Genomic DNA, 14,883 nt, shown 5'->3' with positions numbered 1-14,883 from the left:
ACACGGCCCGACAGGGTTTAAGAAAGTAAAGGACTGGACTTGCCAGCTACGCCCAAGTGATTGGGAGATGAGGATTTATACCAGGTATCGCCATCCAACTCCAGGCTGATTTGGCTGTTTTCGGTAGCGTTAGCACTTGACTGCTCGCAGGGAGGCTTGGCCATCCAAAGCTCTTGTGCTGTTGGCTTAGATCCGGCAGATAGTCTGCTGGCCAATGGACTTGAGCGGGCCTCGGTATGACTTCGGAACAGTGACATTGCTCAGTCCAATTTTCATCGTGTGGACCTCGCAACCGAGACTGATGCTCTGGGCCTCATACAGAGCGATTTGACGAAGTGCAGAGAGGTTTGATGGCGTGGCTGAAAAGGCCTGTCCAGCTTCAAACGCAACCATTGCGCCAGATGGATCTACAGTGATCGAGATGCCGCTGGCGATGCACTCGCCGGTATTGTCGATGACGTTGTTTCCGACGACGTGATATGTCCTTTGGCCTGCAGCGATTTCTACTTGGTCACGTTTGATCGCTTCGTACCCAATAGACGTAATGAGGAAGCAGCGTGTATCAGCATCGGCCTTGGCCAAGTAGGACGCCAGGTCCGCAGCTTGTTTTGGATGTGCGCCCACGAACTGCAGGTAAGTACCATGCTGGCCAATGCAATATATTGCGCGCGAGCCAGCCGATTCGAAGAATCGAGCGTGTTCAACGTCGGTGACCAGTGCCTGGGCCTTTTGGCCCGTTGACAGCAAGTTGGATGAGTTCACCAGAGTAGCCACAGCAGAGCTGATATTTCGCATTTTGATCACCAATGTTGACCTTTCCACTCTTCCCCCAGGGAGCAGTAGGGCCGGGTTCATTTGCATGCTCGGTGGATACACGAAGGCATGTTGAGGGGCGTTGTTGTGCTAATGCTGGCGCTGGTGGCTGCCACGCTTGCTCTGATCCACTCCTCTCTTATGCTTTTCGTATGAGGAATGTGATATCGCGTGAGATGGTGGCTCTAAAGGTGTAGCGCTGTGTGCCCCATGAAGACCTATCGCAGGTCGTTAGGGGGTGTGCGCTTTGAACGAATCACGAATACTCTTGGCCTGCCGAGCCAGGTTGACGCCTATGTCGCAGAGCTTGAAGCTCAGTGCTGTGCCTTAGCTGATGGCAGTGAAATTCTGTGCGTGGATGGAGCGAGCTCTCTTCCGCGATTCGTTGTTGTGGGCTGTTGCTTAGAGGCCGGCTGTGTTGTTGAGAATGGTTCTTACCATTTCAAGCAGCGCGACTGCCTTTTCGCTAAATGTTTCTGCGAGAGTGAAGTCCACCTCTTTTGACTTCATTCCGCGAGATCATCCGTCCAGTGTGAAGACTGTCTGGGTTCTAATTTTCTTCGCGCGCTTGGCGCATGCAACGCAGCCACTGCTTAGGGCTTCATCGCATCCTGCGTGGCTTGAGGCCCGCTCTATTTCGTAGACTCTTCTCCTTGTCTACGAGGGTTTGCACAGACCCTTCCTTGCGCCTCAGATGAGGCTGATGCCGTGGGGGTAGCATCTAGCTCTGCTCAATCACTTGAACCAAGAAACCCTTGGTACTTGAAATACCCGAATGCAATTGTGCTCAGGTGGTCCGGTTTGCACCGTTTGCTTGTGAGGATGCCAATTTGCTTGGCAGTTGTGTATCTGGGCTGCTTGAAGGCTCAGCAAAGAACCCTGCAGCGGCATTTGGTGGCAGAAGCCTTGTGTTCCTCGTCCTGGCCACGTGGCCAGGACGAGGAACTGAAACAGCCTTCGCTCAATGTTCACTGAAGCGGTGCGCAGTTTTCTGCGACAAAAAGGCGTGTTGCGGGAAGTAATGATCGCTTGACCACGTTGTCTAAGGCACATGCGTTGGGCTGATCAACAGGGATCGCGTTGAGCTGTGCAGTTCAGATATGTCTGAGGGACGCGGACGTGGAGGATCATTTGGATGGCTGGGCACTATTGCCAGGCCTGCTTCGGTCAGGAGCGAAACACCAACGGTGAGACGGTCGCATGCCTTAGCAGCGCTACTGGGTCAGGTGCTGCACAGCGCAGCCGAGGGAGATGAGCCTAAGAGGCTATTCCGAGTCATAGAGGACGTTTGAATGTCGTCAACAGCTAGACCCGATTGGATGCTCAGACATGCAGCAGCTGCATGTGAGTTGTGGCATTGCCACTGAAAGATTGTTGGTTCTTGATGGAACCAAGACCGCACTGTGACCGAGGTCCGTGGGTAGAGAAGTTAAGGTTGCACTAGGCAACATATCTGCCGAAGCAAGATGAGGCAATCATACATGCAACTCCTGCGCTCTGCAACAGGTTTGATTGCAGGTGCTCCTCGAACCGACAGATTGACTGCTAGATATAGCACTTGGTCATTAAGTTTCTGGCCGTCTTACTAGCCTAATTTTCGAGCTCTCTTTGGTTGGTGAGGGTTCAATCGCAGGCCAGGATTCGCCAGTCCAGTGATAAACTGTTAGACTAGAGAGAGTTTGATAGGAGAGGTATCTTTACGTAGGTATTTAATATGTTAGGCGCTTTTACTGTGTCTTTCGTATTTTTATTTTGTAAGGGATGCTCATTCATTAATAGAATATGGAATGCTTGGTGAATTCCGACACAGCGCGCAATAAAAACACGGACCAAGGCGGAAAAAATAGGCCTGTCCCGAAGCCAGCGCCTAAGCCAATTTATTTGGTTGAGGCTGATGCTGCTCAGTTCATTAAACACCAAAGATTTAGCGCGACTATCTGGAATACGCGTGAGGCTCGCGTGTTCGGTTTCTTTGTTGAGTATCTGCGTATGCTGCAGATCAACTCTTATGAACAAATTGATCCAGGTTTTTTCAATACCCTGCGCCATAACGTAATCCAGACTTACTATGAAGGTGCTCTGAATAACCAAGGTCTTATATCATTGTGTACCGGGATAGACGACTTTCTCAATTCGAAATTTGATTCGGGTCTTACGCCTCTCTTTTTTGAGGACGAGCTTTTCGATCTCATCCACGAGAGGAAAAAGTACGCGCGTTTTGATGCAGACGCCTTTGAAGATGTTCTAGCTGACCTGCGCTATCACTCCTTGCACACCGAGTCTGCTTTGCTTGAGGTTGTGCGCTATCTGGGCTTGACGCTCAAGGAGGCGATGCTGCTCAACCCCGCCCTGACAATAGACTATGCCCGAAAAAATGGAAGCATCGTCATTCGTAATCAGGATGCTCAGATGGCCCGTCGAATTCCTATCTGGAATGAAGAGCAAATGAGGGCTCTTATTAGGTTGGCCACCAATAGATTAATTCATGACCCAAGTGAGGAGTATAAAACCAAGCGTTTCGCTTATTTATTCTCTCCATTAAGTCAGGTATATAAATACTTGGGAAATAACGAGCTTTCCGTTTATTCGCTGCGCAAAGCCTATTTTGATGATGAATTCTATCGAAATGCAGACGTTTCCATGTCTCTTTCGGATATTTCAGCGCACGCGCATATGACTTCGCATTTATTGGGGCATCCGTACTGCTTCGATGAATCTCTGCTAATAAAGCCGTTGGATGAGCGTAAGATTGCTAGCGCTCAAGCTATTTTGGAGAAGCATCCAAAACAGCTATCTTTGCCTGATCCAATCCACGATTACATTCAAAATTACTACGACCAAAAGTCCAAGAACGAAAACGATAGTTGACGCCCTGATTGGATCGAGGGTCTTGGTCTTTTGTTGCGCTAATTTGGCCTTCTGTTCGGAGGCCTGTGGTGTCCTTCACCAATGGGACGCGCTTCAGCGATGATGCTGTCCAAAACAGCAGCATAGGAAATACACGAAAAATATGCGGAATTGCGATAGTGCATTTTTCGTATAAATATCACGCCCTTTGACAGTCGGGCCTCTTTGAGGTCCGCATGCAGAAATCCCTTTATTCGAGAGACAACGACGAACTACTTCGCCTTCTTGTGAAGATTCGCAATGATCGAGGGATCACCCAGGTGGAGCTTGCGGAGCGTCTTGGCGAAGTGCAGCCTTGGATAAGTCGTGTCGAGCGAGGTGTAAGGCGCTTAGACCTCGTAGAACTGATGCAGTGGTGTGATGCCCTAGGCATACCGCTTCCTGAATTCGTGGCAAGGTACTATGAAGAGGTGCGACCAGGGCCCCGGCCTGGCCCTGAGTGATCCTTGAGGAAGCTCGCAATTTCAGGTGGTATTCTGGAAGGCCTGTTATGAGATTTCTTGAGATCAGGAAATTTAACTCGCATGCAACAGCGTCACGTCGCATTTGACGACCTACAACCTCTTGATTCCGTCCCTCTGCCCGTCGTCAAGCGCCGTGGGCGTCCCCGTGGCAGCAAGGTGCGAACCCTAGTTGGCACCGGTCAATCTTTCACTACAGCGGACTTCGCCTTCTTGCGGGCGCATTTGCTAGGTATGGATCAACGGCGAGCTGCCGTCCGCTATCTGCTGCACTTGGACATCTCCACAGCGCGAGAGGCCTCTGCTTACTTCGAGGCGCTGCTGGCGCGTATGGAGTCACTTACACGTGCTGATGCCAGTATCAAAGAGGATGCCAGGCCTACTGTAGAGGCTGCGGTGCGTCTCATTCTGCAGTGGCGCGCGGACGTACTGCAGTTCAAGGCCTTGGCGTCAACCCCAGCCACGATTGCCTCCTCTACCCCCAAACCAGCGCCAGCAGAACGTCTTCCCACCCTGGATGAGTTCATGCGGGAAGTGAACATGGACGGCTTCAGTGAAGCCGAAGTCCTTGAGGCCTATGAAGACCGCTACGGGGATCAACTTGCACAGGCCAAAGCCACGCCGGCAGTTGAATCCGCCCCCGAAGTTGCTCAGCCGTTGAACGACCCCTACACCTCGAAACGGCTTGGTCAAGTTGCTGATGCAATCGGCCAGCTCTACGGCTTGGTTTCCGTTGCACCGGTCGGGAGCGATACGGTCTCTGCGTGGCTGGCCCCAGCTCTTGCCGAAAAAGTGCGCCCATTTGGAGTGCTGACCCTGGCGGATCTGTGCAATTGGATAAACATCACGGGACGTAGCTGGCCAACTAAGGTCAAGGCCGTTGGCAAAGCCAAAGCGCACCGCCTCATGATGTGGCTGATCGACAATGAAAAGTCCATCGGCGTGGAGCTCAACTCGTTGATCAAGGAGTCTCTGCCTTTAGAGGATGGTGACGTGTCCAGCGTGTCCAGCGTGGCCAGCACAGCAAGCGCAGCGGGAAACGTAGTCGAGTGGCAAGCGTTGGAGTTTGGCATCGTCCCCATCGAGCACCTCGACTGGCCGTTGCGCCTACGTATTGATGGCACGTTCCGAAGCCGAGATAACAACACGATGGGAGCCACTGACGACGCTGATGCCATCAGACGCTGGTTGGCGGAGTATCACGACTCACCGCGCACGCTTGATGCGTATTCTCGTGCCATCGAGTGTTTGGTTCTTTGGGCTGTCGTGGAGAAAGGCAAGGGAATCTCTTCCCTTGTACGTACGGATCTCCTGGAATTCAAAAACTTTCTCCGCAACCCTCCACCGCACTGGGTTCAGACAGCGCGTGTGACCAAGGCCTCGAAGCATTGGCGTCCGTTGCGTGGCCCTCTTTCGCCGGCCTCTGTAGAGCACACGATGCGTGCCGTATCTGCCCTCTTCTCCGCGCTGTTCAAAGCCCGCTATCTGAATGCCAATGCAGCTGAGGGATTGGTCCGTACCAAGCGCACGGAAATTACGATGGATACGACGCGAAGCCTATCGAATCAAGACATCGCCGTGGTGGGTGAGACCCTAGCCAGCATGGATGACACTCCACAAAAGCGTCGCTATCGTGCATTGCTCTTGCTTCTTCAGTCCACGGGTCTGCGTAAGTCCGAGGTTGCTCCTCTGGTGTGGGGAGACATTAAACGAGCACGCATGGACAACAACGAGTGCGATGTCTGGCAGGTCACCTTCGTGGGCAAGGGGAGCAAGGAGCGGGTGGTACCGATAACGCAGAAAACTTATCAAGCCTTGGTCGATCATCGGGAGGATCGCAAAAACCTCGCCAAAACGCGCAAACTGGCCTTGCTGGCCAGTTTGAAGGATGAGGAATGGCCGTTGATTGGAATCATTGACGAAGCACAAGCTCAGGGGCGTGATGCGAGACCCGGCGACTACATCTTCGATGCACCCCGTGTGGCCAACACAACCGGTGCACTTTCCTCCGCACGCATTCACTCGATCATCAAGACGTTCTTCAAGGCCTGTGCCCTGAAGGCCCACGAGCTCAACCGTGATCCAACGAATTTTGAGCGCGCCTCCATGCATTGGATGCGTCACACTTTCGCGCACCAGGTGCTCGCTGCCAGCGGTAACGATCTAGCAGTCGTAAAAGAATTGATGGGGCATTCGAGCATTGCTGTGACCGGCATCTACGTGAAAGCGAACATGACCCAACGCATCAATGCAGTTCAAAAGGTCTCGTACACCTACTAGCCTATGACCGTATTAGTTGCTTACGCTCTACATGATGCGGTGGTGCTGGTTGCTGATGGACGAGTCTCCTATCCCGGCGAAGTCATAACTGAAGACGCAGTCAAATGGGACGTGCTGAACCCTTCGTTAACTCTGGGGTTGTCTGGTGTCGTGGACGCCTCTTCGTACGCGAGACAAGTTCTCAGCTCTTGCAATGCCCAGTCTGCCGATGAATGGCGCGACCAGATCCATGCAACCGTCATCGCTGCAGGCAATTTGCTTCCGCGAGTAGATGACCCTGTCGCGATGGAACGGCTCAAAGTGGGCATAGCAGGTGCTGGCTATGACGATGAGGGATTTTTCGTGGCAGCTACGTTGTTTGGCCCGGCCATGCAGGCTGCGCATTCGCAATTCATACGGGGATGCGTTGGGACAGTCAAATTTGTCGTAGTTGGTGGTGCCGATGGCCTTGACTTGCAAGGTCATCTAACGTCTCAGATACGAAAGTTGAAAATCCCGTCCTCGACTGAACCCACTGCAAAAGTCTTTCATCGGCAGCTGGCTGCTGCTGCGACCACAAGCATCCGTTATGCAGCCAGATCAGACTTCTCTGTTGGCTCTAAGGTGCGATACACGATCAAGCGTCGTGACCTGCCGGACTTTTCGGGCTGGCATGTCTAAACAGCGCGCGCTTTTAAGTTCCACATCTGTACAAAAAAAAGGCCTCTGGGGATACCCAGAGGCCTTTTTTGATGTCAGTGTCAGGCGAACTGCCAGACACCCCGCTCAGTAGACGTGAAACGCCCTGTTGAGTTGAGGACCTGTCGGCACTTCGCTTTCCACGAGGGGTTCTCAGCGATCTTTTCTGGAGCAGCCCTCGCCACTTCATCGTAGATCGATTTCAGGTCAGCTTTGCCACCAAGGCGCTGCAGCACGAGATTGATCACAGCCTTCCAAGTCGCCTTGACCCGTGCGGCTTGTTCCCTGGCCAGATTGCCCAAGAGAATCAGCACTGGCTGCGACTTCTTTTGCCACAGAATCGCATCTCATGAACTATGCGAGGGAGCTTCAAATTCGCGTAAGAACGCGAGTCTGATGTGCAGTTGTGTTGGGCTTTGATGATCACGGCCGCGAGCTCGTCGCTAGGCATGCGTGCGATCATTTCAGCTTGATAAGACACATATCGCCCGTTCTGGCGGTAATCGCCGATGAGCGTGCCGTAGAACATGCCAGGCTTGGTGGCATCGCGCTGGTTGAGCAAGACCGCCTGCATCTTCTCGTGGAACTCAGCATCGCTGCTGCATTGCGAGAGATCGGCTGCCATTTGCGCTTCCGTAGCCCCGCTCCACACATGCCCCGCGTAACGAATCATCGAGCCGTAGGGAGGGTGCGAGAAAACGAGATCACTCTGGTAACCCACTGCATTCAGGATGGAGTCGTTCACGGCATTGAAGCCCTGATGTAGATCCAGGCCTACACCGAGGATGCCCATTTCATTGGCCACTTGCACGGATGTACCAGAGCCGACCATGCAATCAACGAACGTCTGTGGCTTCAACTGCAGGAACAAGTCCCGCATAACGTGGCCACTCATGTTGCCTCGCCATTTAGCGTCACCCCAGGGGCCGCGATCAGGATAGGAGATGATGGAATTCATATGGTTGCCTCATAGAGAATCATGGAGCAACCATCCAGCAGGATGTGCCCCACTGGGTTGATGTGAAAGATGCCGCGAGGGCACAACTGCGAACAGTGTCGCGATGGTATTTCTTGCTGCTTAGCTTGGCAAGTCACCTAGCCAAAGAAAAAGACCCCGATTGCGCATGTGCGCGCTCGGGGTCTCTTTATTGTGGGCTATCGCTCGTCAGGTCCATAGGCCTTCACGAGGTGCCAGTAGCGAGGCCAGTCAGCACCCTCCTTGGCATGAGCCTTGGAGTGTTCGTACATAGCCTGCGCCAGCTCTGCTTGAGTCTTTCCAATCATGTCGCCAACCCCTTTCAGGGTGATGACTGCCGTTGGGCTGACCATTAGGAGGCTAGTGCCTGGCAGCCACTCCCTTGCCGTGGCAATTGCGTTACGCACTTTGCGAATCCATTGCTGAGGCTTCAGGTAACCAGAGGTGCCGTTGTTCTTCCAGGCAGACATGCCACCCTCAAAGTAGTAGCCGTGTTGAATCGCGCCAGCGATGAGCTCGTCGGCAGATCCAAAGGAATGTACATGCCACTTCCTTACTCGCTGATCCTTCCAGTTGTACGTTCTGGAGTCACCATCGAGCGTCAATTGCAGGAACTGATCTTCGGATGCACCGAAAAATTCAGCGGGCACGCGGACCACAGCATGTTCGTAGTAGATCTGACTAGACATTCTTTTTCTCCTTAAAACAGCGAGAGCGTTTCGGTGTAGCGCGGCAGTGCATCGACCAGTGGTGCTGGTGTTGCCTGTTCTAGACCTTCGCGTCCCAGCAGGAGGCGAATCTCTTTGCCACGGCAGTAGCTGTTCAGGAAATAAAAAATCTGCTTAGCAGATGTCAATGGCACTTCGGCTTTCACTTGCTCGCAGCCTTCGACTTCATAGGTCACAGCGCTTGCAAATTCAATGCCTTGGGCGCTCTTGCGCTCCATCTCTTCCTGGAGACTATCAAACATCATCCAGGCCTGCAGCCCATAGCTTGGGAGCTGGGAAATGCAAACACTGGGCAGTGCGTCGTAGTAGTCCAGGTAACGCTCGGCGTTAATGCGCTTGCCGTGATAGAGACGTGCTCCGCTTTCGATCTCGTAAACGGGACCGGCGCGGTACCTCATCATAGAACCGATGGAGAGCCAGTTGATGTTGGAACGGATCAGTTCCCAGGATGCCTCTTCGCCACGCTGGACCTTTGCAAAGGTCAAGTAGGAGCGTTGGAGCTCTTCGATTTGCCGTTCGGCTTCGGGGCCAGCTTCAATGCCTGCAGCGAATGAAGAGAACCCGATCTTCAGATGTTGAATTTCATTCATGTTGATGCCTTATGGAATCAGGCACCAACTCCTAACGGGGTTGATGCCCGTTGGGGTGGGAGTAAAGGTGTGCCAAGCACACGACTGCGCCAAAGCGAAGTGGGAGCAGTTTAACTGGTGCTCAGCAGCGCCACAAGAAAGTCCTAAAAGAAGTTGTAGCAGGCAAGGAAGCCAAGGGCGAACATCATCAATGCCACCTTGAATTGCCCTGTGCTTTGCCGGGGATGAGCCGTCTCACTGGCCGGCGTGGTGGCGCTCACGCGCTTCGCCAAAGCATTGCGGATCTGCAGCGCGTTTTCGGCGCTCAGTCGTCGGACAATGTGCTCTGCCTCTTCATGGTCCTGTAGTGCATGTACTGCGCGAAAGAAGTTGATGGCGTTGCCGTGCATCGCACCCAGCGCCATGCAGCCGTGCAAGTCACCGTTGTTGGCAATGTGACTGAACACCTCTTCGCGCTCCGCTTCCGTGCTGGGCAAGAGCACAGTCACTGTTAAAACATCAAAATCTGATACCAAATCGGTCACTATATTCGTCCTCCTCCATTCAAGATACAGGGTTCGTCCTGCAGTGCAAGTGCGGCGCCGGATTTACCTTTTCACTTCCACCAAAGGAGTTGTCATGACCAATTTGCTGAAACTAACCTCGCTGCCCGCGTTCAAGTGCAAGGACCCGATTCAGCTGAACCTCAGCTATACCCAAGCAATTTTGATCGGCGTTGCCCTGGGCCTCGGCGGGCTTGCTCTGCGAGTCTTAGCGCTCACGGGAGCCTTCTGCGGAGCGTAATGGCCTACAGATCAAAAAAAGGCCTCAGCTACCCTTTGTGGGAAGCTGAGGCCTTTCTCATTGTTGGATCAGTAGTCCGAGGGTAGCTCGATGGATGTATGCGAGCGATGCCCATTCGTGAAAACGTTGAACGTCTGATTCAGCGCGCTGTACTTGCTAAATAGCCGGTCGCCCGATTGAAGGGCTTCCTCGTTCATGTCTTTATCGTACTCGCAGAGGTCACCCCAGTCTCCTGTGCTGTGACGCCGCAAGATGTCATAGATGACGTCTTCATGGTCCAGAAGCACTGCTGCAGCGGCTGCAGACATTGTCACTCGGCCCAGCGGAAATCGCGGCAGAAGGCGACGGGCTGGAGAGCTGGTGGGGGTCGGAGTTCCGGTGGAAAGCATGTCCCCTCCTTCAGCTGGCAGCACGCACGAATGCGTAGCAGTCAGAGATGAAGTCGCCAGATCCTACACGGGGCAGATTGTTGGCGGTAGGGGATGCGCGGAAAGCAGCTGAGGCCGCTTTAGCGATGGGTTTTTTTGCCATGGTTGTTGTCCTATTGGAAGTAGCAAGCCATGGCCCCGTGGGCATCATGGCCCACATGGGTTGAGATAAAGAATTCGCTAGGAATCACAAGCTGGTGACAGCGAGTCCTGGCATCCTAGCGGACCAAACTTAGTTTTGCAAATCCGCCTTGCATGCAGCGAGGAAGCCTTCGTGCTTGTTGAGCACATATGAGCCACGGTGCACACCAATGGCTTGCACGAGTTTTTCCAGCCATTCAATGTCCTTTGCATGGACCTTTTGGCTGGCCAACTGCGCTGGTTCACCATAGGCCACGCCTGACCCACCATAGAGCTTGCTGTACATGAAGATATCGCGCGATGCCAGGAATGTTGATTCCGCATCCGGCACAGCCAAGCGAACCAGGTTGTTGTCCCGCGCAAAGGAACGGGCCTGTTGCCATGCTTCCGGCTTGTCCTCGCCAGTCTGGTTGTACGCGAATGTGGCCAATACCCGGTGCTGAATGACCACCACGCACGATTGCTGCGCATGGTCAACGAGCGACCAGCTATTGACTTGCTCCTTGCTGAGCGCGGCCCACACACGTGTGTTGATGGTCGGAGTTTCGAAAACTTCCATCTGATGCTGTCCTTAAGAAGGCAGGCATCACCACGTGGGTGATGCCCACATGGGTTTAAGTAAGGTTGCCACAAGGGCACATGCGTAATGCGAATGCCATTCTACCTGCTTTGTAGCCACTGTCGATGGGCGCTTTATTAATGTGTATTAATAAGAGTCGATGGCAGAGATTGAGAAAATTGCAACAGTGCAATGATTCCAATAGATAAGTCTTGTGCATAATCGACTGTCGTTTTTTTCGAAGGACTTTTGTGCAGAATTTTGAGTTTTCCTGGAAAATTCTTGGTAGTTTGGCCCTTAATTCGAGTCACGATATGCCATACATTCAAGCGTGCTTAGATCATATCGATAAAGCCGCTTTAAATTCAGCGCAGTTCATTCTGTGCGTCAAAGATGGCAAGTTGCCAATCAATTCGAGCACCCGGGGGCAATTGGAAGGCGCGCGAGCAAGTTTAATTTTCTTACGCGAGGGGCTTTCGAAGCTTTGTGATGAGACGCATGGAAAATCCCGTGTCCACCAAATCTATGAGATGGCCATGAAAAAACACTCTTCTCACTTTGCTACTGAACAGGTAGCGCTGAACTTACTTAGGTCCTTGTACGCGGGCTATGTCTAAGTTGGCGGTGCACACCTGTTGATGCGTAGAGTACACTAGCACTGTATATAAATACAGTGTCATCATGCAGCCGATCCAACTAGCCATGTCCCCCTGCTGGGTGCTGTCCTGCGACGGCACTCTGCGAGCTGGCTTCCCATCCCCCGCTGAGGACCATGCATGTGCGGCCTTGAACCTCACCAAGCGTCTTGTGAGAAACGAGCTCAGTACATACTACTTCCGAGTCGCCGGAGACTCTATGCGCGATGCTGGCATCTATGATGGCAGCTGTGTCCTTGTAGACCGCGCTGAGCAGCCGGTCCATGGGCGCGTAGTGGTAGCGTCTGTGAATCAGTCGGACTTCACTTTGAAGTTCTTGTATCGAAAAAATGGCCAAGTTCGACTAGAAGCGGCCAACCCAGCATATCTTCCCATCATCCCAAAAGAAGGTACAACAATCTCTATTTGGGGTGTGGCTAGCCACACCATACTGGCGCTTCCAGGCTTTTCTATATGAGCAGGCGTTTGTATGTATTGCTTGTTAGATGCAACCGATTTTTACGCTAATTGCCATGCTATTTTTGAGCCGCGCCTGGCTGATATGGCATATGTGGTATTGAGTTCAAATGATGGATGCGTAATTTCTCGAAGTGCCAAGGCAAGATCCATTGGTGTGAAAATGGGTGTGCCTTGGTTTCAGATTAAGCATCTGCAGGATTCGCATAATCTATTTTCCCTCAGTGCGAATTTCTCACTATATGGTTCTATCTCCTCAAGAATCCACGGAATAATCTCTGGACTTTCCGCAGAAGTGGAGGTGTTCAGCATTGATGAAGCGTTTGCGTTGCTAACAGGTTACCCGGGAGATCCTGCTGTCCGCGTTCAACGAGTGCGTGACCGAATCTTGCAGTGGACTGGCATGCCTACAGGAGCTGGGATCGGAGCCACCAAAACGCTGGCGAAGCTTGCCTCACATATCTCCAAAGCAACATGGCGTAAGCCTGGGTCTTACCCTGCACACATGGCCGGGCTCTGTAACCTGTGTGCTTCGCCCCCTGATGAACTCACCGACTGTATGTCGCGTACACCAGTTGAAGATGTCTGGGGCGTTGGATCTCGGTATGCAAAGCGGTTGGAGGAACTCGGGGTGCTGTCTGCTCTCGACCTTGCACGCATGGACCCGACCTTCGCTCGCCAGCAGTTTGGCGTGGTGCTGGAGCGGACAATTCGGGAGTTGAATGGTGTCGCCTGTATACCGCTTGAGTGCCAGCCTCAACCACGAAAGCAGATGGCGTGCACGCGTTCTCTAGGTAAGCCTGTGCGCTTGCGTGAGCCTCTGGTGGATATTGCTGGATCTTTTGCCGAGCACGTGGCCATCAAGATGCGACGGCGCGGGAGCGTAACGCGACAGGTGCTGGTGTTCGCTATGACCTCTCCTTTCAAACCAGGGCCGCGCTTTTACCGCACGACCGTTGTTGAGCTGGGGGCGTTCACAAGCGACACGCGCGAGATCGTAAGTGCGGCCAGGCACGGGCTGAGAACTATATTTGAGCCTGGATACAACATCGTTAGGGTTGGTGTGATGCTTCTCGATCTGGTACCAGAGACGGCCGCAGCGAAGCAAGAGGCGTTCGACTTTGAGAAACCCATCTCTGAAAGGGCTGCGCGCCTAATGTCGGCTATGGACACTATCAATGACCGCTTTGGAAAGCACACGATTCACGTGGCTTCGACACAGCCGACAGCACAGGTTCAGCGCCAGCAAAACAAGTGCCCTGACTACATGACGAACTGGGCGCAGCTGCCGATGGTCGTTGCCTGAAATGCGCGAACAATCGCAGGTTTATGACCCATGGTATCCGCTGTGCTTCGGTACTCTGAAGGGCATGGACTTCTATCAAGATAAAACCTACGCGCAGGCCGTGGAAGCCGTTTTAGCTGACCGCAGCACCAGTCACTATCTTCGTGAGCGCTTGGAGCATGACAAGCTCCGCGATCCTGTGGACGCAATGAGGGATGCCGAAATTCTCCTGATCTTGGCAGTGAAGCGCGAGCAAGAGGTCTTTGATGAGGCCAACATGATGCTGGCGCTGGCCGCAGCCGAAAAGCGCGATATTCAGTAGTCATGACGAACACTGGCGTACCCACACATGTCCTCAAGGCGAAGACGATGTGGGCCACCTCTCTGCACACCACGCAGGTCTTTGGAGGCGGTAGCACCCTCTGCTGATTTGAAGCCCCCTGCCGGCCCGCACGCTCCAAAAGAAAAGCCCTGAGATCCATCGCGGACTCAGGGCTATTTTGTTGATGTGAACCACCTTCAATGCGGTTCGAAAGTGCGTTCACCTTGAGGGGCGAATTACTTCAGGCGTTTACCTTGCAGGCCTGCAACGAACATGGCTCCCAGAGGGTCACCAGGCTGGATGCGGGTTGCCCGGACATTACCGCTTTCGCGGATGATGTAGATGGGGTCACCGACCTTGAGCACTTCGCCGTTCAGATTCGGCTGAGTGATAGATATTGTCTGGCGATCACCGTTGAGCACGATGAGAGCTTGGCCTTCGGTCATGCCAACAGCTTTCGCTGCGACGTTACCGGCCATGCCTCCAACGGCTCCACCAATCGACATGGCGGTAGCGCGAGTGCCCCACGACTTGTCTTTGGCAATAACGCCGCCCAAAGCAGTTCCCAGAATGCCACCGAGTGCAGCTATCCCGGCCTCTTGGCCGTGAGATGCAACGGACGCTTTCTGGGCTTGCAGGACAACTCCAAACTCAACAGCGCCGGAACCGGCTTGCTGGTGTTGATTGATAGCGCATCCGGTAGCAGTGATTGCCAGTGCTGCGATAGCGATCAGTTTGGAAAAAGAACGGAACATAGCTTTACCTCATTATCAAGGGAAATGGCAAAGCACCGGCCTGGTAAGGCAGCAAGTGCCCTACC

At 53.2% G+C, this 14,883-nt stretch carries 18 protein-coding genes; 9 read left to right on the top strand and 9 right to left on the bottom strand.

From position 1 onward, the window contains the following. Positions 1 to 186: 186 nt before the first annotated feature. The gene (locus V8Z74_RS14785; protein ID WP_349709839.1) at positions 187 to 762 is read right to left on the bottom strand and encodes a hypothetical protein; all 576 of its coding nucleotides are present in this window, start codon (positions 760 to 762) and stop codon (positions 187 to 189) included. 1,845 nt (positions 763 to 2,607) lie between these two features. Here V8Z74_RS14785 and V8Z74_RS14780 point away from each other — a divergent pair. From V8Z74_RS14780 to V8Z74_RS14765, 4 genes are all read left to right on the top strand, one after another. Next, positions 2,608 to 3,681, top strand: a complete 1,074-nt coding sequence (locus tag V8Z74_RS14780; protein WP_349709837.1) for a hypothetical protein — start codon at positions 2,608 to 2,610, stop codon at positions 3,679 to 3,681. A gap of 215 nt (positions 3,682 to 3,896) precedes the next feature. Beyond that, positions 3,897 to 4,163: a helix-turn-helix domain-containing protein gene (locus V8Z74_RS14775; RefSeq protein WP_349709835.1), complete on the top strand. Its 267-nt coding sequence runs from the start codon at positions 3,897 to 3,899 to the stop codon at positions 4,161 to 4,163. Between the two features lie 81 nt (positions 4,164 to 4,244). Next, positions 4,245 to 6,461: a site-specific integrase gene (locus V8Z74_RS14770; protein ID WP_349709833.1), complete on the top strand. Its 2,217-nt coding sequence runs from the start codon at positions 4,245 to 4,247 to the stop codon at positions 6,459 to 6,461. A 3-nt stretch (positions 6,462 to 6,464) separates the two neighbouring features. After that, entirely contained in the window at positions 6,465 to 7,121 is a 657-nt protein-coding gene (locus V8Z74_RS14765; protein WP_349709831.1) for a hypothetical protein, read from the top strand. Positions 7,122 to 7,201: 80 nt separating this feature from the next. Here the strand turns inward: V8Z74_RS14765 and V8Z74_RS14760 are convergent, their stop codons facing one another. The 5 genes from V8Z74_RS14760 to V8Z74_RS14740 form a co-directional block, all read right to left on the bottom strand. Then, positions 7,202 to 7,453: a hypothetical protein gene (locus tag V8Z74_RS14760; RefSeq protein WP_349709829.1), complete on the bottom strand. Its 252-nt coding sequence runs from the start codon at positions 7,451 to 7,453 to the stop codon at positions 7,202 to 7,204. Then, complete coding sequence (locus V8Z74_RS14755; protein ID WP_349709828.1) at positions 7,447 to 8,097, bottom strand: TRM11 family methyltransferase; 651 nt, start codon at positions 8,095 to 8,097, stop codon at positions 7,447 to 7,449. Before V8Z74_RS14755 ends, V8Z74_RS14760 begins: the two co-directional genes overlap by 7 nt. 197 nt (positions 8,098 to 8,294) lie before the next feature. After that, positions 8,295 to 8,804 carry a hypothetical protein gene (locus V8Z74_RS14750; protein ID WP_349709827.1) on the bottom strand — a complete coding sequence of 170 codons (510 nt, stop codon included), beginning with the start codon at positions 8,802 to 8,804 and terminating at the stop codon, positions 8,295 to 8,297. A gap of 11 nt (positions 8,805 to 8,815) precedes the next feature. Continuing rightward, complete coding sequence (locus V8Z74_RS14745; protein ID WP_349709826.1) at positions 8,816 to 9,433, bottom strand: hypothetical protein; 618 nt, start codon at positions 9,431 to 9,433, stop codon at positions 8,816 to 8,818. Positions 9,434 to 9,576: 143 nt separating this feature from the next. Beyond that, positions 9,577 to 9,957, bottom strand: a complete 381-nt coding sequence (locus V8Z74_RS14740) for a hypothetical protein (RefSeq protein ID WP_349709825.1) — start codon at positions 9,955 to 9,957, stop codon at positions 9,577 to 9,579. A gap of 94 nt (positions 9,958 to 10,051) precedes the next feature. Between V8Z74_RS14740 and V8Z74_RS14735 the strand changes: the two genes are divergently transcribed. Continuing rightward, positions 10,052 to 10,216, top strand: coding sequence for a hypothetical protein (locus V8Z74_RS14735; protein WP_349709824.1), 165 nt, complete (start codon positions 10,052 to 10,054; stop codon positions 10,214 to 10,216). A gap of 68 nt (positions 10,217 to 10,284) precedes the next feature. On the opposite strand, the gene V8Z74_RS14730 is transcribed toward V8Z74_RS14735, so the two are convergent. After that, positions 10,285 to 10,605: a hypothetical protein gene (locus V8Z74_RS14730; RefSeq protein WP_349709823.1), complete on the bottom strand. Its 321-nt coding sequence runs from the start codon at positions 10,603 to 10,605 to the stop codon at positions 10,285 to 10,287. 271 nt (positions 10,606 to 10,876) lie between these two features. Beyond that, complete coding sequence (locus V8Z74_RS14725) at positions 10,877 to 11,344, bottom strand: hypothetical protein (RefSeq protein WP_349709822.1); 468 nt, start codon at positions 11,342 to 11,344, stop codon at positions 10,877 to 10,879. Positions 11,345 to 11,658: 314 nt separating this feature from the next. On the opposite strand from V8Z74_RS14725, the gene V8Z74_RS14720 reads away from it, so the two are divergent. From V8Z74_RS14720 to V8Z74_RS14705, 4 genes are all read left to right on the top strand, one after another. Continuing rightward, positions 11,659 to 11,961 (top strand): hypothetical protein, encoded by a 303-nt coding sequence (locus V8Z74_RS14720; protein ID WP_349709820.1) that lies wholly within the window; start codon positions 11,659 to 11,661, stop codon positions 11,959 to 11,961. 64 nt (positions 11,962 to 12,025) lie between these two features. Beyond that, complete coding sequence (locus V8Z74_RS14715) at positions 12,026 to 12,457, top strand: LexA family protein (RefSeq protein WP_349709819.1); 432 nt, start codon at positions 12,026 to 12,028, stop codon at positions 12,455 to 12,457. Between the two features lie 12 nt (positions 12,458 to 12,469). Further along, positions 12,470 to 13,762, top strand: coding sequence for a Y-family DNA polymerase (locus V8Z74_RS14710; RefSeq protein WP_349709818.1), 1,293 nt, complete (start codon positions 12,470 to 12,472; stop codon positions 13,760 to 13,762). A gap of 1 nt (position 13,763) precedes the next feature. Continuing rightward, positions 13,764 to 14,063 (top strand): hypothetical protein, encoded by a 300-nt coding sequence (locus V8Z74_RS14705; protein ID WP_349709817.1) that lies wholly within the window; start codon positions 13,764 to 13,766, stop codon positions 14,061 to 14,063. Positions 14,064 to 14,299: 236 nt separating this feature from the next. Here the strand turns inward: V8Z74_RS14705 and V8Z74_RS14700 are convergent, their stop codons facing one another. Then, the gene (locus tag V8Z74_RS14700) at positions 14,300 to 14,818 is read right to left on the bottom strand and encodes a hypothetical protein (RefSeq protein ID WP_349709816.1); all 519 of its coding nucleotides are present in this window, start codon (positions 14,816 to 14,818) and stop codon (positions 14,300 to 14,302) included. Between the last annotated feature and the right edge of the window lie 65 nt (positions 14,819 to 14,883).

The sequence above is a fragment of the Comamonas sp. w2-DMI genome, from assembly GCF_040187735.1.
Lineage (GTDB): Bacteria > Pseudomonadota > Gammaproteobacteria > Burkholderiales > Burkholderiaceae_C > Comamonas > Comamonas terrae.
Note: the sequence above shows the minus strand (reverse complement) of the source record. Positions and strands in the feature narration are given on the sequence as shown.